Raw genomic sequence first — 18,692 nt, 5'->3', positions numbered from 1 at the left:
GAGCCTGCCATGGCAGCCGCAGATGATGTCCTCACCGAGGCCCAAATTGACGAGGCCCTGGCGGAACTGCCCGGCTGGAGATGCCGGTCCGGTGGCCTCGTCACGGTCTACAAAGCCCCGACAGCCGCCGCGGCGCTGGAACTGATCGCCGCCGTCGGACGCCTGGCGGAACAGCAGAACCACCACCCGGACCTGGACTGGCGCTACCGGAGGGTCTTCCTGCGGTACAGCTCGCACGACGCCGGGGACAGGGTCACGCGGCGGGACGTCGCGGCCGCTTCAGCCGCCAGTGCGGCAGCCGCCGGGATCGGCGCCACCGCGGAACCTCCGCCCCAGTAGGTCCGAGTCCGGTCACGTGCCGGAGGAAGCGGCGGCGGCGGGGGCCTAAATGACCGGGGTGTTAACGAACCGTGACCACGCACCCGGCTGGGTGGTGGTCACGGATGCAGCGCCCGCCGGGGCGAAGCTGTCAGTAGCGCAGGATGGCGGTCAGCCGTGCAGTGTCGCGGCTGGTGCGGTTCCTGCCCAGGTAGAGGACGGCCGCGACGGCGGCGGTCGCGCCGAGGACGATGGGCAGCACCCACGGAACCCAGGTCAGTCCGGGCTGGTAGCCCAGCCCTGCGGTGATGAAGATGATCCAGCTCAACATCCCGACCGTGAGCGACACCCCTGCCGGCACCGCGATGCCATATTTGGCGTGCCGCTTGTCATTGGCCCACACCACAAAGCCCGCGGCCGCGGTTGCCAGGGCAACAACAATCAGGGAAAGCATGTTCGGACTCCTTGCGGATCTGGGGGACTGGTCAGCAGCGCTGCCGCCAGGGACAGCTGCGGACGGTGGTTAGAGCGCGCCGAAACCGACGCGGCGTACTTCCTCGGCCCCGATTTCGACATAGCCCAGGACGTTGGCGGGAATGATGATCTGGCGGCCTTTTTCGTCCGTTAGCCGCAGTTCCGTGCCCTTCGCGATGGCCTCGCCGACCACCTTGGCCACGGCGTCGGCCTCCTGGGACGATTCCAGGACAATTTCGCGGCCGATGTTCTGAATGCCGATCTTTACTTCCACTGCAAGGCCTCCCAGCCAATCAAAGTTCTTTGGGTGTTATCTCTATTTGTAGTCTAGGTTTCCTTGGGGAAGCGGGAGATTCCGCGCCAAGCTAAACGGTAGATCAGATCGCTCGCCACATCGAGGTCAAGATTACCGTCGGTTTCGAGCCAGTACCGGGCGCTGACCTGCGCCATTCCGGCGAGACCGCGGCCCAGCAACTGGGACTCCAGCTCGGGCAGCTTGGTGTCCTCTGCGATGACACGGGCGACGGCATCGGCGAAGGTCTTGTTGAACGCTTCCAGCCGGGCGCTGACGTCGGCGTCATTGACGAGGTCGGACTCGAAGACGAGGCGGTGGGCCTGGTCGTCGCTGGCGATGAAGCGGAAGTAGGCCCGCATGACAGCCTGGACTCGCTCATCGTTGTCCGTCGTTGAGTTGAGGGCCCCCAGCAGCAGCCCGATCAGTTTGCTCAGCTGGCTGTCCAGCAGGGCCAGGTACAGCTCGCGTTTGGACGGGAAGTGCTGGTACAGCACGGGCTTGCTGACGTGCGCGGTCTCGGCGATTTCGTCCATCGCGGCACCGTGGTAGCCGTTGGCAACGAAGACTTCCTGGGCGGCCGCCAGCAGCTGCGCCCGGCGTTCATCGCGGGGAAGCCGCGCCGATCGTTGTCCGCTTCGTGCCGGGACGTCCGGTGACTTTCCGGCATGACCCCGCTCAACCGGTGCCTGATGAACCACTGTCGGCCTTCTTTCGCTTGCTGTTACGTCCACTTTACGTGCCGGTAATATGACCTGGCGGCATCTTCGGGCATAGATTGAAGTATGGCTTCCAAGTTCACTCCCAATGCAGCGTCCGCAGGCACGGAAAAGGTATCCGTAACGCCAGGCCCGCTGGTGGAACCGGCCGACGGCCTGAGCCCGGACGAGGTGGAACGCTACTCCCGGCACCTGATCATTCCGGAAATCGGGGCGATCGGTCAGCGCCGCCTGAAGAACGCCAGGGTCCTCGTGATCGGCGCCGGCGGCCTGGGCTCGCCAGCGCTGCTTTACCTGGCCGCCGCGGGCGTCGGCACCCTGGGAATCGTCGACGACGACACCGTGGACCTGAGCAACCTTCAGCGCCAGGTGATCCACGGCGTGGCGGATGTGGGCCGGCCCAAGATCGAGTCCGCCCGGGACGCCATTGCCGCCCTGAATCCGCTCGTGGAGGTCCGGCTGCACAATGTCCGGCTTGACGCCTCCAACGCCCTGGAACTCTTTGCCGGCTACGACCTCATCCTCGACGGCGCCGACAACTTCGCCACCCGCTACCTCGTCAATGACGCCGCGGCGATCCTCGGCAAGCCCTACATCTGGGGTTCGATCTTCCGCTTCGACGGGCAGGTCAGCGTCTTCTGGGAGCAGTTCGGCCCCACGTACCGGGACCTGTATCCCGAGGCGCCGCCCGCGGGTTCCGTGCCGTCCTGCGGCGAGGGCGGCGTGTTCGGCATGCTCTGCGCCGCCGTCGGTTCGCTCATGGTGACGGAGGCCGTCAAGCTGATCACCGGCGTCGGGCGTTCCCTGTTGGGCCGGGTGGCGCTCTTCGACGCACTGGGCGGGTCTTGGCGCGAAATCAAGGTCTCCCGTGATCCCGAGGCGGAGCGGATCACGGAACTGACCGACTACGAGGCTTTTTGCGGCATCACCCCCGCCGCCGACGCGGGCACCGAACATACCGTGACCGCCACGCAGCTGGCGACCATGCTGGCCTCCCGGACGGCCGGGCTCAAGGATTTCCAGCTGGTGGATGTGCGGGAGGCAGGGGAATACGAGATCGTCCGGATCGACGGGGCGGTGCTGATCCCGCAGGGCCGGATCCTGGCCGGCGAGGCCTGGCAGGAGCTGCCGCGGGACATGGACATCGTGTTCCACTGCAAGGCCGGGACCCGGTCCGCGGCCGTTCTCGCCGCTGCCCGGGCCGCCGGCTATGAGCGCGTCAGCCACCTTGACGGCGGAATCCTGGCCTGGGTGCGCGACGTAGAGTCCGGAAAACCGGTTTACTGACCGTCGTAGCGTGAAATGAACCCGTCTGGAAAGGCCAGTGACATGAGCGTCACCCCGCAGCACAAAATCGGCTCCGGTTTCGGGCGGGACTCGACGGCGGCGGAGGTCATTGCCGGGATCGACCTGCACGGGAAGACCGCCATCGTCACCGGCGGCTACTCCGGCCTGGGCCTGGAAACCGTCCGGGCCCTGGCATCAGCCGGCGCCGCCGTGGTGGTGCCGGCCCGGCGGCCGGAACATGCCCGCGAAGTACTGGCGCAGGCCGGCGTCCCCTCCGGGACAGGCGCCGGAGAAGTCAGCGTCGCCGCGCTTGACCTGGGCGACCAGTCCAGTGTGAAGGAGTTTGCGGCCGGCTTCCTGGCTTCCGATTTCCTTGGCGGGAGCGGCAACCTGGACATCCTCATCAACAACGCCGCGATCATGGCCAGCCCCGAACGCCGTGTGGGTCCCGGCTGGGAGTCGCAGTTCGCCACCAACCACCTGGGTCACTTTGCCCTCACCAACCTGCTCTGGCCCGCGCTGGCTGCCGGTTCCGGGGCCCGGGTCGTGTCGCTGTCCTCCACCGGGCACAAGCTCTCGCCGATCCGCTTCGAGGACATCAACTTCGAGACCGGCTATGACAAATGGCGGGCGTACGGGCAGGCCAAGACGGCCAACTCGTTGTTCGCCGTGCAGCTTGATGCGCTCGGCAGGGACTCCGGGGTGCGCGCCTTCGCGGTGCATCCGGGCGGGATTATGACGGAACTCCAGCGCCACCTGCCCAGGCAAGAAATGATCGCCGCCGGCTGGATGGATGAGGCCGGCAACGTCGACGCGCGGTTCAAGACCCCCGCCCAGGGTGCGGCGAGTTCCGTGTGGGCGGCGGCGTCTCCGGCGCTCACGGGAATGGGCGGCGTCTACTGCGAGGACTGCGACGTCGCTGAGCCCACCGTAGTGGGCTCGCCGGAGGCGCGGATCCGGGGCGTTGACGCCCACGCGGTGGACCGCGCTGATGCCGCCAGGCTGTGGACGCTGTCCGCTGAGCTGACGGGAATCAACGCCTTCGCCGGCTAGCGCCCGTGCACTAATGACGTGGCTGGATGACCGAGTTGAGCGGCATGCCTCGAGTCGTTCAGGTCTGTGGCGGGCCATGGGTGTCCTGCCGTGAAGAGGTGCCAGTCCGGGAAGGGGTCCGGGGGCAGTTCGGAGTCGGGATCAGGGCCGGGATCCTCGGGTACGCCTTCGGCAAGGAGTGTCACCATGGCCTGGAGGCGGTCCGGCCAGTGGGGTGGTTCCCAGTCCTGTTGTTCGCTGGGGTAGTGCCGTCCGGATGGTGACGTCCAGCCGGGCGGGGCGTCTTTGCTGGCCCCGGCCGGTGTCCAGGCCGAGGAGTGTTTCAGGCCGTGGTGTTTGCGGCAGGGCTGGCCGAGGTTGGAGATCCCGGTGGTGCCTCCGTCAGCCCAGGCCAGGAGGTGGTCGGCGTCGTTGTCCAGGGACTGGTTGTTGCAGCCCGGGAACGGGCACTTCCCGTCGCGGAGCCGCAGCCACTGCCGCACTGCCTTCGGCACCCGGTAGCTGGACCGGCCGATTTCCAGCGGCGCCCCGTCCCGAGGGTCAACCAGGACCCGGTAGAACGAGCCGGCGCCTTCGGCGACGAGCCGGCGGGCCATCGAGGGCGGGATCGGCCCGTACCCGTCCAGGACCGCCGGTTCCTCCCCGGCGCCGAGCAGGGACAGGACCGGGACGGTGACCAGGACCTGCGCCCGCGGCGACGGCACACCCCCACCCGCGCCTTCTCCCTCAGTGCCGCTGGTCAGCAGCCAGGTCGCGGCGACATCGGCGCGGAGCTGGGTCAGGGTGCGGGCCTCGGCCGGGCCCTGGAGGGCGCGGGCGGCCGCGGTGCTCCGGTCCCAGATCCCCGCGGCGGTATCGGCCGGGAGGTACGCGGAAAACCAGGCCATCCCGTCGGAGTCCGGGCGGTACTCGACCCGCCGGTCCGCAGCGCTTTTGGTGTGGCGTGTTTCGATGCTCTCCCGGTGGTGGCGTTCGCGCCAGGTGCGGGCCTTGGCCCGGAACCGGGACGGAACGAGCTCCCCGGCCGGGCACCCGCGGGCCGGGTCCGGGGCGTCAGGGTCCAGGAAGTGCGCCTCCAGGTCGGCCGCGCCGGCCGGGTCCAGGCCGCCGGTTTCGTCGACGATGATCCGGGCATGCGCCCACGAAATTCTCCCGGCCGCCAGCGCCGCCAGGGTCAGCGGCAAACCCCGCGTCAGCGCCAGGCACTCGGACAGGAAGGCACCCGCGGTCCCCTCGCTCACGGTCAGGACACAGGCGACCTCCGCCGTCACCGCCATCTCCTGGCAGGCAGAGTCCCGCAGCGACGCCGCCGGGGCCGCCATGGCATCGGTGGCCTGCAGATAGGTAGCGGCCAGCCTGACTTTCAACGCCGCAGTCCTGGCCTCCAGCCGGGCGACCTCGGCAAGGCCGTCCAGGCAATCATCCGCCAAATCCCGCAACGGATCGTTCCCCAACGGACCAGCCTCCCGGCCGACAATGGCACCGGACGGACCCCCGCCGTCAGCGCCGGCACCGGCGACGGAATCCAGCGCCGCAGTCAACACCGCGACAGCCGCCACAGCCGCCCTGCCATCGGCACTCCAGTCCGTGCTTTCCATACACCCAAACTAGCGCGCACCTCCGACACTTTTCACGAACCCGGCAGCGCCGCGGGACACCCCCTGCATGACGGCTGGCGACACCGGCGAGAATCGAAGAACGCCCGGGCATAAGGTGCCGCAGCATTCCTTGCCGAGGGGCACAACGCGAACCTCGGCAACTTCTGTGATGCAGACGGGCCACCCTGGCGAATCAACGACCACACCGCGTTCACCGACGACGGGCAAGGGATCGTCGTCCAGCTTGTATGGGACGACCAGAGAGGTCGTGGTCGTCGTCCGTCCGTCGAGGATCGCGCCCACGAGTGCGCCTCGCAGGGTGCCCGGAAACCCGCACTCTTCGACCAGTAGACCAGCAATTTCGTCCCGGAGATGCCTGGGTCAGTTCCCGGCCGCCGGGCCCTTCAGGATGCTTCCGTCCGGCGGAATGCGCGGCTTAAGCGATTTCCCGCACGCCGTCCGGTGCCGGACGTTCCTGGTGTCCAACCGGGCATTCGGCTCCGGCCGGAGCCGCGGGTTGTTCGACCGTGATGCCGTACAGTGCCTCGAGGGCGGCGACGTAGTTTTCCTGCTGGCCGTTGGCGGCGAGCTCACGCGCCCGGACCGTGGGGACGTGGAGCAGCTGCTTGACCATCCGGCGGAGCGCGAATTCGACTTCCTCGGCCGCGGCGGTGCAGCCGTGGCGGGCGCGGACCTTTTCCATTTCCGCGTCCAGCACGTTCATGGTGTGCCGGCGCAACGCGACGATGGCCGAGTCCACCGAGCGGGCCTCGCGTTCCTGCTCGAAGGCGCTGGCCGCACCGGCCACAATGCTGCTGGCCTGGGCCAGCGATTCGGCCTGTTCCTGCGGAGCCGCCAGCCGGACGGATTCCAGCGTGAGCAGCTCGACGCCGTCGAGTCCTCCAACGGCGGGATCGAAATCGTGGGTGAGGGCCAGATCGATGGCGATCAGGGGCTGGGGCGAGGCCGCCCGGACCCTGGCCAGTTCCGCGGCCTCGACGCGGGTGTCAGCGCCGCTGCAGCCGATCATGACGTCGGCGGCGGCGACGGCCGCCGGGAGGCTGTCGCCGTCCAGTGCGGTTCCGCCGCGGGTGGCGACAAAGCCGGCGGCGCGGCCGGACGAGGAGTAGACGGATACATCCGTGCAGCCGCGCTCACGCAGCAGCGACATGGTGGCGCCTGCATAGGCGCCGGTGCCGAACACCACGACCTTCTTGGCGGACCAGTCGTGGACCTCGGAGAGCTCGGTGGCGAGGTCCAGGGCGACGGAGACCACGGAGAGGCCGCGGGCGCCGAGGGCGGTCTGGGCTCCGACGTCCTTGGCGGTCTTCGACGCCGCCTGGAACAGCCGGACGAGGCCGGAACTGGCCGTGCCTTCGTGCTGGGCGGTGATGAGCGCCCGGCGCACCTGTCCGGCGATTTCGCGTTCGCCCACGACGGCGGAGTCCAGTCCGGAGCTGACCGAGAAGAGATGCTGCGTGACGTCCGCGCCGGTGCGGGTGCTGAAGGAACGCGCAACGAGCTGTTCATTGAGTCCGGTGGAGCCGCTGAGCTGGGCGATGAGTGCCGCGCGGGCGTTATCGACATCGTCCGGGCGGGGCGCCTCACCGTAAATTTCGAAGCGGTTGCAGGTGGCAAGGACAATGGCACCCGCCACGGCCGGCGACCCGGCGAGGGCGGATGTGGCGAGCTCTGAAGCACCGGTGCTCAGTTGAGCAACGGTCTCGAGGTCGATGTCGGCGTGGGTCGCCACCAGAGAAAAAAGAACCACAGCAGTTCAATCATAGCTTTTTCGTCCCCGTGTAGAACAACTAACCGGCGTGTGACCGCACACGCCGGGCTGTGATTCCCGCCACCGTGCGGCCGCCGCCCGGGCACGTGACAGTCTGTCGTTATCTTTTGGGGCTGATTTTCGGCACAATCGAAGGCATGACTCCTCGCGCTGCGGCAACTCCTGAAATCTCCGGCCTCGACGCCGGGCACCCGCTGATGGACGGCCGCACCGCGGATTCCCCGCTGATTACCGCCTACCGCGGCGGCAAGCCCTCCCGCCGTCCGGTCTGGTTCATGCGCCAGGCCGGCCGCTCGCTGCCCGAGTACCTCAAGGTGCGCGAGGGGGTTGCAATGCTGGATTCCTGCCTGCGCCCCGAGCTGGCCTCCGAGATCACCCTGCAGCCGGTCCGCCGCCACGATGTCGACGCCGCCATCTTCTTCTCCGACATCGTCATCCCGCTCAAGCTGGCGGGAGTCGGCGTGGACATTGTCCCCGGCGTCGGTCCCGTGCTGGACAAGCCGGTCCGGACCGCGGCCGATGTTGCCGCCCTGCCCCAGCTGACCTGGGAGGCCCTTGAGCCCATCCGCGAAGCCGTCCGGCTCACCGTCGCCCAGCTGGGGAAGACCCCGCTGATCGGCTTTGCCGGTGCGCCGTTCACGCTCGCGGCCTACATGGTTGAAGGGAAGCCGTCCCGCGACCACCTCGGCCCGCGCACCATGATGCACGCCGACCCGGAGACCTGGACCGCCCTGGCTAAATGGGCCGCGGATGCCTCCGGCATGTTCCTCCGCGCCCAGCTGGAAGCCGGCGCCTCCGCCGGCCAGCTCTTCGACTCCTGGGCCGGCTCACTCGGCCTGGCGGACTACAAACGCTTCGTCGCCCCGGCCTCCGCGCGCGCCCTGGACCACGTCCGGGACCTCGGTGCTCCGCTGATCCACTTCGGCACCGGCACCTCTGAACTGCTCGTCGCCATGCGCGACGTCGGTGTCGACGTCGTCGGTGTCGACTACCGCCTGCCGCTCGACGAAGCCAACCGCAGGCTGGGCGGCACGGTCCCGCTGCAGGGCAACATCGACCCGGCGCTGCTGTCCGCTCCGTGGGAAGTGCTCGAAGCCCACGTCCGTGAAGTCATCGCGGCCGGTGCCTCGGCCCCCGGCCACGTGCTGAACCTGGGCCACGGCGTGCCGCCGGACACCGATCCGGCCGTGCTGACGCGCGTTGTCGAACTGATCCACTCGATTTCCCCGGAGTAGGCACATGCAGGCAGCCGGCAGCAGCGCTGTGAAGCCCGCAGCGCAGACCGCCGTGGTGGTGGGCGGCGGAATTTCCGGCCTGCTCGCCGCCCGCGAGCTGGCCCGGGCCGGCGTCCGCACCACTGTCCTGGAGGCCTCCAGCGCGTGGGGCGGCTGCGTCGGCAGCCATGTGGTGGCCGGCCTGACCCTGGACAGCGGCGCCGAGTCCTTCGCCACCCGTTCTTCCGCGGTGGCGGACCTCGCCGCCGAACTGGACCTCACCGGGCAGATCGTTGCACCGGAGCCGGGAGGCGCCTGGGTCCAGTTGCCCGACGGCCCGCGTGAACTTCCCCGCACCGGAGTCCTTGGCATCCCAGCCAACCCCTGGGACCCGGAAGTCCGCCGCTCCCTCGGCCTCCCCGGCTCGCTCCGGGCCTCGCTCGACAAGCTCCTGCCTGCCGCCCTCGGGACCACGGCCGACGCCACGAGCGTCTCAGCCCTGGTCCGTGCGCGAATGGGGCGGCGCGTGCTCGAACGGCTGGTGGCACCCGTCGTCGGCGGGGTGCACTCCGCAGACCCGGACGTCCTCGACATCGACATGGTGGCACCGGGCCTGCGCGCCGGGATCCGGGAGCACGGCTCCCTCGCCGCCGCCGTGGCCGCTCAACGCCGCGGGGGAGGGGCCACCGCGGCGCTGTCGCCCGGCGCCCCGCCGCCCGGGCTGCAGAAGGCCGGGTCCGCCGTCGCGGGACTGCGCGGCGGGATGCACACCCTCATTACCGCCCTGCTGGCCGAGCTGCGCCGCGAAGGCGTGACGCTGCTCGGCGGCACCAAGGCCGACACCGTGGAGCGCACAGCCGGCGGCTGGCGGGTCTCCTCCGGCGGCACCGCCCACGACGGCGGGTTGCTGGTGGTCGCCGTGGAAGGCCCTGCCGCCGTCGGACTCCTCGCCGGCGCCCTGCCGGAACTCACCGCCCTCCGCCCCGAGGCAGGACCCGACGTCAGCCTGGTCACCCTCGTGGTGGACCTGCCCCAGCTCGACGCCGCACCGCGCGGCACCGGCGTCCTGGTCGCGCCGCAAAGCCCGGGAATCCAGGCCAAGGCACTCACCCACGCCACCGCCAAATGGGAGTGGCTTGCAGACAAAGCCGGCCCCGGCACCCACGTTGTCCGCTTGTCCTACGGGCGGGGCGACGCCCGGCACGGAGCCAGGAACCGGCCCGAGCCCCGCTCCGATGCGGAGCTGTTCGAGGCTGCCCTCAAGGACGCCACCGCGCTGCTTTCCGTCCCGATCACCGCCGGGGATGTGGTGGCTTGGGACGTCGTGCGCTGGGGCGGGGCACTGCCCTTCGCTTCGCTGGGGCATAAACGCCGGGTCGCGGAAGTGCGCAGCATCTGCGCGGCGGACGGCACACTGGCCGTGGTCGGCGGCTGGCTGTCCGGCAACGGCCTCGCGGCGATCGTGGCCGACACGCCGAAACAGGTCCGGCAGCTGCTCGCCTGAGCTGCGCCGGAGCCCCTGTCGTCCGGGCGCCAAAATCGCTCCCGGATACCCGGATACCCGGAAACGAGGGGAACAGCAAATTTTCCCGGGCGTCCTCCGGCGGCTAGTGTCGATGACCATGGTTACGCACAGGTCCCACGTCCAAAAAACGCAGGCCGGTCACCATGGGGGACTTCGTCGCGGCACGGCAGCTGTAGCGCTCGGAGTGGTACTGGCTCTATCAGCAGGGGCGCCCGCCTCACAAGCAGCCACGGGCGCCGCCGCCTCTGGTTCAGTTTCTGCCGCAGTTCCCACAGCGACAGACTTGCTGTCCCTTGACCTCGGCGGCCTGTTTGACGGCCTGCTCGCACCCGCAAAGCAGGCCACGCCGAGTCCTTCGCCGTCAAGTCCCTCCCCGCAGCCCACCTCCACTTGGGAGCCGGACGATCCGGAGCCGAGCAGCTCCCCGAAGCAATCTCCCACGCAGCCCGGCACCCCCCAGCCCGTGGTACCTCCGGTCACCGCGGTTCCGGCGCCCACCGCTCCGGGAACGACCCCGCCGGCAGCGCCCGCGGTTCCCGGCCAGCCGGCTGCCGAGCCGGCCCCGGCCGGCGCAACGCAGACCGGCGACACCCAGCCCGGCGAAGCCCCGGCTGCGACTGCCGAGGCAGCGACCACGGCGTCCGCGGCACCGTCTAACCCGGCCACGGCGTCCCCGACAGCAACCGGTGGCCCCGCAACGGCGTCGGCCAAGCCCCGTTCCGGGAGCACCTCGATGGAAGCGACGTCGGTGCGGGAGCCCCTCGGACCGTCGCCGCTGCTCGGCCTGGGCATCGGCCTCGTCGTACTGTCAGTTGCCGCCGGCGTCGTGGTCCTGCGCATGCGCCGCGTCGGATAGTACCCGCGGTCCTGCCGTACACGGCGGCCCCTGCCCCAGCCAAATGTGAAATGAAGCACTTCTACGCACTGTAGAAGTGCTTCATTTCGACTTAGCTGAGGGGAAGGGGCAGACTGGTATCCATGAGCCACACTTCTGCCGAAACTGTCACTAAAACTGAATCAGCAAGCGAAGAATCAGCCGAGCAGTTCTTCACGCTCTGGACGGTTTTCAAGCGCTCCGCCGATGTCCTCCGCAGCGGCGATGCTGCTGAGGACTTCGACGCCCTCACCGCACGCCTGGCGGAGGCCGGAGTGGTCCACCGCGGCAGCTACGACGTCTCGGCGATGCGCGCCGACGCGGACATCATGGTCTGGCTGCACGGCCCCCAGCCGGAAGCCCTCCAGCGTGCCGTCCGCGACATCCGCCGCAGCAAACTGTTCGCGGGCACCGAGATTGCCTGGTCCGCCATGGGCGTGCACCGGGAAGCCGAGTTCGCCAAGAACCACACCCCCGCCTTCTCCCGCGGGGTGGAACCGGCAGAGTGGCTCTGCGTCTACCCCTTCGTGCGCTCCTACGAGTGGTACCTGCTTCCCGACGCCGAACGCGGCGCCATGCTCCGCGACCACGGCATGCTGGGCCGGGACTTCCCCCAGGTCATCTCCAACACGGTGTCCTCCTTCGCCCTCGGCGACTGGGAATGGATCCTGGGCCTGGAAGCCCCCGACCTGGTGGACCTGGTGGACCTGATGCGCCACCTGCGCGCCACCGAAGCCCGCCACCACGTCCGCGAAGAAATCCCGTTCTACACCGGCCGCCGTGTGAACGCATCCGAGATCGCCGAGGTCCTTTCATGAGCCCGCTGGATCCCCAGAACACTGCCACAGGCGAAACAGTCCTGAACGAGGTCACCGAAGCGGGCCGGATGGCCCCCAAGGCCTACGACGCCGTGCTCCTCGCCTCCTTCGGCGGCCCCGAAGGCCAGGACGACGTCCTTCCGTTCCTGCGCAACGTCACCCGCGGCCGCGGAATCCCGGACGAGCGGCTCGAAGAGGTCTCGCACCACTACCGCGCCAACGGCGGCATCAGCCCGATCAACCAGCAGAACCGTGATCTCAAGGCCGGCATCGAAGCTGAACTCGCCGCCCGCGGGATCGAGCTGCCGGTGTTCTGGGGCAACCGGAACTGGGCCCCGTACATCCCGCAGACCCTTCAGGACATCTACGACGCCGGGCACCGCAAGATCCTCATGGTCACCACCAGCGCCTACTCCTGCTACTCCAGCTGCCGCCAGTACCGCGAGGACATCGGCGTCGCACTGACCGAGACCGGGCTCGACGGGAAGCTCGAAGTGGACAAGGTCCGCCAGTACTTCGACCACCCCGGCTTCGTCGAGCCCTTCATCGAAGGCACCGCCAAGGGCCTCGCCGACGTCCGTGCGCAGCTGGCCGCGGCCGGCACCCCCGACGCGCCGGTCCACATCCTGTTCGCCACCCACTCCATCCCCACCCGCGACGCCGAGGCCGCCGGCCGCTCCGACGCCGAACCGCGCCACTTCGAGGAAGACTCCGCCTACGTCGCGCAGCACCTGGCCTCCGGCACCGAGGTCATCCGCCGGGTGGAGGCCGAGACCGGCGACACCGCACCCTGGTCCCTCGTCTACCAGTCCCGGTCCGGGGCACCGCACGTGCCCTGGCTGGAACCCGACATCAACGACGCCATCGAAGAACTCGCGAGCCAGGGCGTCAAGGGCATCGTGATCGTCCCGCTCGGCTTCGTCAGCGACCACATGGAAGTGGTCTGGGACCTCGACACCGAGGCCCTGCAAACCTGCGCCACACTGGGCCTCGCCGCCACGCGGGTCCCCACGCCCGGGACGCACCGCAAGTTCGTGGGCGGCATCGTGGACCTGATCTGCGAGCGGACCGCCGCCAACAACATCGCCGACCGGCCGCACCTGACCGAGCTCGGGCCCTGGTATGACGTCTGCCGCCCGGGCTGCTGCGCCAACTTCCGCGGCGAAAAGCCCACCATTTCGGGCGCGGACACCACCATCGGCACCGGCCACGACCCCTACCCGGCGGCCGCCGGCACAACCGCTCCGGCGGGGGACCAGGACACGCCGTGACCGTGCGGATCGGAACACGCGCGAGCAAGCTGGCGCTCACGCAGACCCAGCAGACAGCGGACCAGCTGACCGCCGTCGGCGGCTTCCCGGTCGGACTGGTCCACATCCGGACCGACGGCGACGTCCTCACCGGATCGCTGTCCCAGATGGGCGGCACCGGCGTCTTCGTCGCTGCCCTGCGCGATGCCCTGCTGCAGGACAAATGCGATGTCGCGGTGCACTCGCTCAAGGACCTGCCGACCGGCTCAGCCCTCGGGCTGACGCTTGCGGCCACGCCGAAACGCGTCGACGTCCGCGACGTGCTGTGCGCCCGCGACGGGCTCAAGCTCGCCGACCTGCCCGCCGGCGCCACTGTGGGCACGGGTTCCCCGCGGCGTGCAGCCCAGCTGCGGGCCGCCCGCCCGGACCTGGACATCCGCGACATCCGCGGCAACGTCGACACCCGGCTCGGCCGCGTTCCCGGACTGCCGGGCAACAGCACCGACGCCGTCGTCGACGGCAAGAGCGGCGACCTCGACGCCGTTGTGCTCGCCGCCGCCGGTCTGCATCGGATCGGCAGGCTCGACGCCGTCAGCGAGTACCTCGAAACCGAAGTCATGCTGCCTGCCGCCGGGCAGGGTTCCCTTGCGATCGAGTGCCGCTCCGCCGATGCGCCGCGCAAGGCAGGATCCACCGAAGGCTCGCAGGGCGTGCTGGCGCAGGCCCTCGCCGCCCTCGACGACCCGGACACCCGGCTTGCCGTCACGGCCGAGCGGGCGCTCCTGGCCCGCCTGGAAGCCGGCTGCGCCGCGCCGGTGGGCGCCTACGCCTACCGCAAAGGCAGCCTGCTGCACCTTGAAGCCGTGGTCTGCGCCGTCGACGGAACAGCCACTGTCCGGGACAGGAAGGCCACCGACGGACTCACCGAGGTCGGCGCAACCCTGCTGGGGATCGAGCTCGCCGAAGTCCTGCTGGCCCGCGGGGCCGCTGACATCGCGGACCTGGCCGCATCCTGATCCGCAGAATTCTCCAGTTCATGGGACGGCACCGTGCCAGAAACCTCGACGCCCGCACCCCCGGTGCCCGCGACGTCCGGGTCACCGGCGAACAGGACGGCCAGGGCGGGCAGGGCGGCATGAGGGCGCCCGACGGCGCCCGGATCCTTGTCGCCCGCAGTCCTGACCGCGCGGCGGACCTTGTCAGCGCCCTGCGCGCCGTCGGCGCAGAGCCCCTGCTGCTGCCGCTGATTGACTTTGAGGTCGCCAGCGACCAGCACTCCCTGGATGTCGCGTTTGATGCCCTGGGCGCCGGTGCCTACAACTGGCTCGTGATCAGCAGTGTGACCACGGTCCAGGCGCTCGAGGCCAAAGCCGCCGAACGGGGTACCACCCTCAGCCGCTGGCTCCCGGGCAGCCTGCTGGTGGCCACGGTCGGGCCCGCCACACGCCGCTTCCTCGAATCCCGGGATGTCGCCGTCGATCTGGCGCCCACGGGGCAGCAGTCCGGCGCGGGACTCCTCGACATCTGGCCCGAGCACCAGGGCAGCGTGCTCCTGCCGCAGGCAGACATCGCCGACCCCCGGCTATGCCGCGGACTTCAGGCACGGGGCGCCTTCGTCCAGGCCGTGACCGCGTACCGCACCGTGGACTACCCGGCCGACCCGGGCCGGAGCCTTGCCGTTTGCCAGCCGGCAGCGCAGCCTGTCCCCGGGGCAGACCGGGACAACGGAGCCGCCGTCCTGACCCCGGACCAGGCGAAAGCCGAAATCGGTGCCGGCCGGCTCGACGCCGTTGTCGCCGCTTCCCCCAGCGCTGCCCGGCGCATCCACGAGGACCTCGCCCCGCTGGGCTCCTGCCGCTTCGTCGCCATCGGACGGTCGACTGCCGCCGAGGCCGAGTCGCTCGGCCTCACCGTCGCCGCCGTTGCCGGGGAACCCACCGCCTCCGGCCTGGTTGCCGCCGTCGTCCGGTCCCTGGCAAGCCAGCCGTCCCCACCCCACCAGCCAGTCGCAGAGCCCACAGCAAAGGACACCATATGAGCTTCCCGACCCACCGTCCCCGCCGCCTGCGCACCACCCCGGCCATGCGCCGGCTGACGGCCGAGCACCGGCTCTCGGCCTCGGAGCTGATCCTGCCCGCCTTCATCCGTGAAGGCCTGGCCGGGCCGAACCCCATTGCCTCGATGCCCGGTGTGCAGCAGCACACCACCGACACCCTGAAGCGTGCCGCCAGCGAGGCAGTGGGGCTCGGCGTCGGCGGCATTATGCTCTTTGGAATCCCCGCCGTCCGCGACGCCACCGGCACCGCCTCGCTGGACCCCGAGGGCGTGCTGAACAAGGCCATCCGGGACGTCCGGGCCGAGGTCGGCGACGAGCTGGTCATCATGAGCGACGTCTGCCTGGACGAATTCACCGACCACGGCCACTGCGGCGTCCTCGACGCCAACGGCTACGTGGACAACGACGCCACGCTGGAGATCTACGGCCGGATGGCCGTGGCCCAGGCCGAGGCCGGCGCACACGTCCTTGGCCCGTCCGGGATGATGGACGGACAGATCGCCGTGATCCGGCAGGCCCTCGAGGACGCCGGCCACACCAACACCGCCGTCGTCGCCTACGCCGCGAAATACGCCTCAGCGTTCTACGGGCCGTTCCGCGAAGCCGTCGATTCCCAGCTCACCGGCGACCGCCGCACCTACCAGATGGACGCCGCCAACCGCCGCGAAGCGATCCTCGAAGTGGAACTGGACCTCGAAGAAGGCGCCGACATGGTGATGGTCAAGCCGGCCATGAGCTACCTCGACATCCTCGCCGACGTCGCCGCAATGAGCCCGGTGCCGGTCGCCGCCTACCAGATTTCCGGCGAGTACTCCATGATCGAGGCCGCCGCCGCCAACGGCTGGATCGACCGCCGCGCGGCCATCACCGAATCCGTGCTGGGTATCAAACGGGCCGGGGCCAACATGGTCCTGACCTACTGGGCCAGCGAACTCGCCGGCTGGCTGAAGGAGTCCTGATGAACACCGTGACAGCGACGGACCCCGCCTCCGCGTCGAACCCCACGGCCCCCGTGGGCCCGGGGCGCATCCTGCTGGGGCTGAACACCTTCGGCGACGTCGGGGTCTTCCCCGACGGGCACCCCGTCCCGCACGCCCAAGTGCTGCGGCAGCTGCTGGAACAGGCCGAACTCGCGGACGAGGTGGGGCTCCACGCCTTCGGCGTGGGGGAGCACCACCGCCGCGACTTCGCCGTCTCCGCCCCCGAGGTCTTCCTCGCCGCGGCGGCCGCCCGGACCAAGCACATCCGGCTCGGCTCCGCTGTCACCGTGCTGAGCTCCGATGACCCCATCCGCGTCTTCCAGCGCTTCTCCACCGTGGACGCCATCTCGAACGGCCGGGCCGAGGTCATGCTGGGACGCGGCTCCTTTGTGGAGTCCTTCCCGCTCTTCGGCCTCGACCTGGCCGACTACGAGGTCCTGTTCGAGGAGAAGCTGGAGCTCTTCGGCAAGGCCCGCGACCAGAAGCCCATCCACTGGGAGGGCCGCACCCGGCCGGCCATCAACGGGCTCAGCGCGTACCCGCCGCTGGAACACCACCTGCTGCCCGCCTGGATCGGAGTCGGCGGAACCCCCGAATCGGTGCTGCGCTGCGCCGAATACGGCTACCCGATCATCTTCGCCATCATCGGCGGACAGCCCCGGTCCTTCGCCCCGCTGGCCAACCTCTACCGCGAGGCGATGGCCAAATACGGCCACCCGATGCAGCAGATGGGCACGCATTCACCCGGCCACATTGCCGCCACCGACGAGGACGCGCGGGAGGAGTTCTTCCCGCACTGGCTCGCCCAGCGCAACCTGATCGGCTCCGAGCGTGGCTGGGGTCCGGGCAACCGCGCCGAGTTTGACGCCATGTGCACCCCCGAGGGCGCCCTCTACGTGGGCTCCCCGGACACCGTCGCCACGAAGATCGCCCTGCTGAAAAAGAACCTCGGCGTGGACCGCTTCGACCTCAAGTACAGCAACGGGACCCTGCCGCACAAGGCGATGATGCGCTCGATCGAGCTGTTCGGCACCGAGGTGGCCCCACGGTTGGCTGCTTTGCTGGCCGGGGCTTCACCGCAGAACTGACCTGAAAGAATAGGAACCATGACTTCCAGCCATCCTCGCAACGAGGAACTCTTCGACCGTGCCCGCCAGCTGATGCCGGGCGGGGTCAACTCCCCGGTCCGCGCGTTCGGCTCCGTCGGCGGGACCCCGCGTTTTATGGTCTCCGCCAAGGGCCCGTACCTGACCGATGCCGACGGCGCGGAGTACGTGGACCTGGTCTGCTCCTGGGGCCCGGCGCTGCTGGGACATGCCCACCCGGCCGTCCTCGCCGCCGTCCACGCCGCCGTCGACCGCGGGCTGTCCTTCGGCGCCTCGACGCCGGATGAGGCCAACCTCGCGGCAATCGTCCAGGAGCGCGTCCCCGCCGCCGAACGGGTCCGGATGGTCTCCACCGGCACCGAGGCGACCATGACCGCCGTCCGGCTGGCCCGCGGCTTCACCGGCCGGAACCTCATCATCAAGTTTGCCGGCTGCTACCACGGCCACCTCGACGGGCTGCTCGCCGCCGCCGGCTCCGGACTGGCCACCCTGGCGCTGCCGGGCTCCGCCGGCGTCACGGCCGCCACCGCCGCCGAGACCCTCGTGCTGCCCTACAACGACCTCGCCGCCGTCGAGGCCGCCTTCGCCAAGCACGGCGGGAACATCGCCGCCGTCATCACCGAGGCGGCCCCGGCCAACATGGGTGTCGTCACCCCGGGCGAGGGCTTCAACGCCGGCCTGTCCCGCATCACCCGGGAGCACGGCGCCTTGCTGATCCTCGACGAGGTCCTCACGGGCTTCCGGACCGGCTACTCGGGCTACTGGGGACTCACCGGCGGCGCGGCCGGCGCCGCCCAGCCCTGGACCCCGGACCTGCTGACGTTCGGCAAGGTCATCGGCGGCGGAATGCCGGCGGCGGCCCTCGCCGGCCGCGCGGACGTCATGGACTACCTCGCGCCCCTGGGACCCGTCTACCAGGCCGGCACGCTGTCCGGCAACCCGGTGGCGATGGCCGCCGGCGTCGCGACCCTTACCCACGCCACCGAAGAGGTCTACTCCTTCGTGGACGCCCGCTCACTGGAGCTCTCCGCGGCCCTGTCCGCGGCATTGGAGTCCGCAGGCGTGGACCACTCGATCCAGCGGGCCGGGAACCTGTTCTCGGTGGCGTTCGGCACCTCCGCCCGCGGCGTGCACAACTACGACGACGCCCAGGGCCAGGAAGTGTTCCGCTACGCGCCGTTCTTCCACTCCATGCTGGACTCCGGGGTCTACCTGCCGCCGTCGGTCTTCGAAGCATGGTTCCTGTCCGCCGCGCACGACGACGCCGCAATGAACCGGATCTTCGACGCCCTGCCCGCCGCCGCGAAGGCGGCGGCTTCCGCGAAGGCGTAGCGCC

General features: G+C 69.8%; 19 protein-coding genes. 13 read left to right on the top strand and 6 right to left on the bottom strand.

Annotation, left to right across the window (positions count from 1 at the left end):
• The first annotated feature begins 9 nt into the window (after nt 1-9).
• A complete protein-coding gene (locus ACZY0Y_RS06485) occupies nt 10-339 on the top strand; it encodes a 4a-hydroxytetrahydrobiopterin dehydratase (protein WP_463957146.1) in 330 nt (109 codons plus the stop codon).
• A gap of 130 nt (nt 340-469) precedes the next feature.
• Here ACZY0Y_RS06485 and ACZY0Y_RS06480 read toward each other — a convergent pair whose 3' ends face one another.
• From ACZY0Y_RS06480 to ACZY0Y_RS06470, 3 genes are all read right to left on the bottom strand, one after another.
• A complete protein-coding gene (locus tag ACZY0Y_RS06480; protein ID WP_463957145.1) occupies nt 470-772 on the bottom strand; it encodes a hypothetical protein in 303 nt (100 codons plus the stop codon).
• A gap of 69 nt (nt 773-841) precedes the next feature.
• Complete coding sequence (locus ACZY0Y_RS06475) at nt 842-1,066, bottom strand: DUF3107 domain-containing protein (RefSeq protein ID WP_024367741.1); 225 nt, start codon at nt 1,064-1,066, stop codon at nt 842-844.
• A 53-nt stretch (nt 1,067-1,119) separates the two neighbouring features.
• Nucleotides 1,120-1,785: a TetR/AcrR family transcriptional regulator gene (locus ACZY0Y_RS06470; RefSeq protein ID WP_024367742.1), complete on the bottom strand. Its 666-nt coding sequence runs from the start codon at nt 1,783-1,785 to the stop codon at nt 1,120-1,122.
• A gap of 84 nt (nt 1,786-1,869) precedes the next feature.
• Between ACZY0Y_RS06470 and moeB the strand changes: the two genes are divergently transcribed.
• Nucleotides 1,870-3,090, top strand: coding sequence for a molybdopterin-synthase adenylyltransferase MoeB (moeB, locus tag ACZY0Y_RS06465; protein WP_463957144.1), 1,221 nt, complete (start codon nt 1,870-1,872; stop codon nt 3,088-3,090).
• Nucleotides 3,091-3,132: 42 nt separating this feature from the next.
• Nucleotides 3,133-4,143 (top strand): SDR family NAD(P)-dependent oxidoreductase, encoded by a 1,011-nt coding sequence (locus ACZY0Y_RS06460; protein WP_463957143.1) that lies wholly within the window; start codon nt 3,133-3,135, stop codon nt 4,141-4,143.
• Here ACZY0Y_RS06460 and ACZY0Y_RS06455 read toward each other — a convergent pair.
• The 3 genes from ACZY0Y_RS06455 to ACZY0Y_RS06445 form a co-directional block, all read right to left on the bottom strand.
• Nucleotides 4,140-5,741, bottom strand: a complete 1,602-nt coding sequence (locus ACZY0Y_RS06455) for an HNH endonuclease signature motif containing protein (RefSeq protein WP_463957142.1) — start codon at nt 5,739-5,741, stop codon at nt 4,140-4,142. The two genes, ACZY0Y_RS06460 and ACZY0Y_RS06455, sit on opposite strands and share 4 nt — an antisense overlap.
• A gap of 9 nt (nt 5,742-5,750) precedes the next feature.
• Nucleotides 5,751-6,044, bottom strand: coding sequence for an ASCH domain-containing protein (locus ACZY0Y_RS06450; protein WP_463881770.1), 294 nt, complete (start codon nt 6,042-6,044; stop codon nt 5,751-5,753).
• A 133-nt stretch (nt 6,045-6,177) separates the two neighbouring features.
• On the bottom strand, nt 6,178-7,512 hold the full coding sequence (locus ACZY0Y_RS06445; RefSeq protein ID WP_463957141.1) for a glutamyl-tRNA reductase: 1,335 nt from the start codon (nt 7,510-7,512) through the stop codon (nt 6,178-6,180).
• Nucleotides 7,513-7,670: 158 nt separating this feature from the next.
• On the opposite strand from ACZY0Y_RS06445, the gene hemE reads away from it, so the two are divergent.
• From hemE to hemL, 10 genes are all read left to right on the top strand, one after another.
• The gene (hemE, locus tag ACZY0Y_RS06440) at nt 7,671-8,768 is read left to right on the top strand and encodes a uroporphyrinogen decarboxylase (protein WP_463881765.1); all 1,098 of its coding nucleotides are present in this window, start codon (nt 7,671-7,673) and stop codon (nt 8,766-8,768) included.
• A gap of 4 nt (nt 8,769-8,772) precedes the next feature.
• On the top strand, nt 8,773-10,251 hold the full coding sequence (hemG, locus tag ACZY0Y_RS06435; RefSeq protein ID WP_463957140.1) for a protoporphyrinogen oxidase: 1,479 nt from the start codon (nt 8,773-8,775) through the stop codon (nt 10,249-10,251).
• A 304-nt stretch (nt 10,252-10,555) separates the two neighbouring features.
• Nucleotides 10,556-11,128 carry a hypothetical protein gene (locus ACZY0Y_RS06430; protein WP_463957139.1) on the top strand — a complete coding sequence of 191 codons (573 nt, stop codon included), beginning with the start codon at nt 10,556-10,558 and terminating at the stop codon, nt 11,126-11,128.
• A 122-nt stretch (nt 11,129-11,250) separates the two neighbouring features.
• Nucleotides 11,251-11,964: a hydrogen peroxide-dependent heme synthase gene (gene hemQ, locus ACZY0Y_RS06425; RefSeq protein ID WP_463881756.1), complete on the top strand. Its 714-nt coding sequence runs from the start codon at nt 11,251-11,253 to the stop codon at nt 11,962-11,964.
• Nucleotides 11,961-13,235, top strand: a complete 1,275-nt coding sequence (locus ACZY0Y_RS06420; RefSeq protein WP_463957138.1) for a ferrochelatase — start codon at nt 11,961-11,963, stop codon at nt 13,233-13,235. The genes hemQ and ACZY0Y_RS06420 overlap by 4 nt, the downstream gene beginning before the upstream one ends.
• Nucleotides 13,232-14,230, top strand: coding sequence for a hydroxymethylbilane synthase (hemC, locus tag ACZY0Y_RS06415; RefSeq protein ID WP_463957137.1), 999 nt, complete (start codon nt 13,232-13,234; stop codon nt 14,228-14,230). Before ACZY0Y_RS06420 ends, hemC begins: the two co-directional genes overlap by 4 nt.
• Before the next feature lie 20 nt (nt 14,231-14,250).
• Complete coding sequence (locus ACZY0Y_RS06410; protein ID WP_463957136.1) at nt 14,251-15,252, top strand: uroporphyrinogen-III synthase; 1,002 nt, start codon at nt 14,251-14,253, stop codon at nt 15,250-15,252.
• Nucleotides 15,249-16,229, top strand: coding sequence for a porphobilinogen synthase (gene hemB / locus ACZY0Y_RS06405; protein WP_463957135.1), 981 nt, complete (start codon nt 15,249-15,251; stop codon nt 16,227-16,229). Before ACZY0Y_RS06410 ends, hemB begins: the two co-directional genes overlap by 4 nt.
• Nucleotides 16,229-17,338, top strand: a complete 1,110-nt coding sequence (locus tag ACZY0Y_RS06400; protein ID WP_463957134.1) for an LLM class flavin-dependent oxidoreductase — start codon at nt 16,229-16,231, stop codon at nt 17,336-17,338. Before hemB ends, ACZY0Y_RS06400 begins: the two co-directional genes overlap by 1 nt.
• Before the next feature lie 18 nt (nt 17,339-17,356).
• Nucleotides 17,357-18,688, top strand: a complete 1,332-nt coding sequence (gene hemL / locus ACZY0Y_RS06395; protein ID WP_463881742.1) for a glutamate-1-semialdehyde 2,1-aminomutase — start codon at nt 17,357-17,359, stop codon at nt 18,686-18,688.
• The last annotated feature ends 4 nt before the right edge of the window (nt 18,689-18,692 follow it).

This window comes from Pseudarthrobacter kochi, from assembly GCF_055412805.1.
Note: the sequence above shows the minus strand (reverse complement) of the source record. Positions and strands in the feature narration are given on the sequence as shown.

What these genes read in the sequence shown, in the direction of transcription:
- hemE (WP_463881765.1), top strand. Translation starts at nt 7,671, where the DNA reads ATGACTCCTCGCGCTGCGGCAACTCCTGAAATCTCCGGCCTCGACGCC.
- hemQ (WP_463881756.1), top strand. Translation starts at nt 11,251, where the DNA reads ATGAGCCACACTTCTGCCGAAACTGTCACTAAAACTGAATCAGCAAGC.
- hemL (WP_463881742.1), top strand. Translation starts at nt 17,357, where the DNA reads ATGACTTCCAGCCATCCTCGCAACGAGGAACTCTTCGACCGTGCCCGC.
- ACZY0Y_RS06460 (WP_463957143.1), top strand. Translation starts at nt 3,133, where the DNA reads ATGAGCGTCACCCCGCAGCACAAAATCGGCTCCGGTTTCGGGCGGGAC.
- ACZY0Y_RS06400 (WP_463957134.1), top strand. Translation starts at nt 16,229, where the DNA reads ATGAACACCGTGACAGCGACGGACCCCGCCTCCGCGTCGAACCCCACG.
- ACZY0Y_RS06480 (WP_463957145.1), bottom strand. Translation starts at nt 772, where the DNA reads ATGCTTTCCCTGATTGTTGTTGCCCTGGCAACCGCGGCCGCGGGCTTT.
- ACZY0Y_RS06410 (WP_463957136.1), top strand. Translation starts at nt 14,251, where the DNA reads ATGGGACGGCACCGTGCCAGAAACCTCGACGCCCGCACCCCCGGTGCC.
- ACZY0Y_RS06420 (WP_463957138.1), top strand. Translation starts at nt 11,961, where the DNA reads ATGAGCCCGCTGGATCCCCAGAACACTGCCACAGGCGAAACAGTCCTG.
- hemB (WP_463957135.1), top strand. Translation starts at nt 15,249, where the DNA reads ATGAGCTTCCCGACCCACCGTCCCCGCCGCCTGCGCACCACCCCGGCC.
- ACZY0Y_RS06455 (WP_463957142.1), bottom strand. Translation starts at nt 5,741, where the DNA reads ATGGAAAGCACGGACTGGAGTGCCGATGGCAGGGCGGCTGTGGCGGCT.
- moeB (WP_463957144.1), top strand. Translation starts at nt 1,870, where the DNA reads ATGGCTTCCAAGTTCACTCCCAATGCAGCGTCCGCAGGCACGGAAAAG.
- hemG (WP_463957140.1), top strand. Translation starts at nt 8,773, where the DNA reads ATGCAGGCAGCCGGCAGCAGCGCTGTGAAGCCCGCAGCGCAGACCGCC.
- ACZY0Y_RS06485 (WP_463957146.1), top strand. Translation starts at nt 10, where the DNA reads ATGGCAGCCGCAGATGATGTCCTCACCGAGGCCCAAATTGACGAGGCC.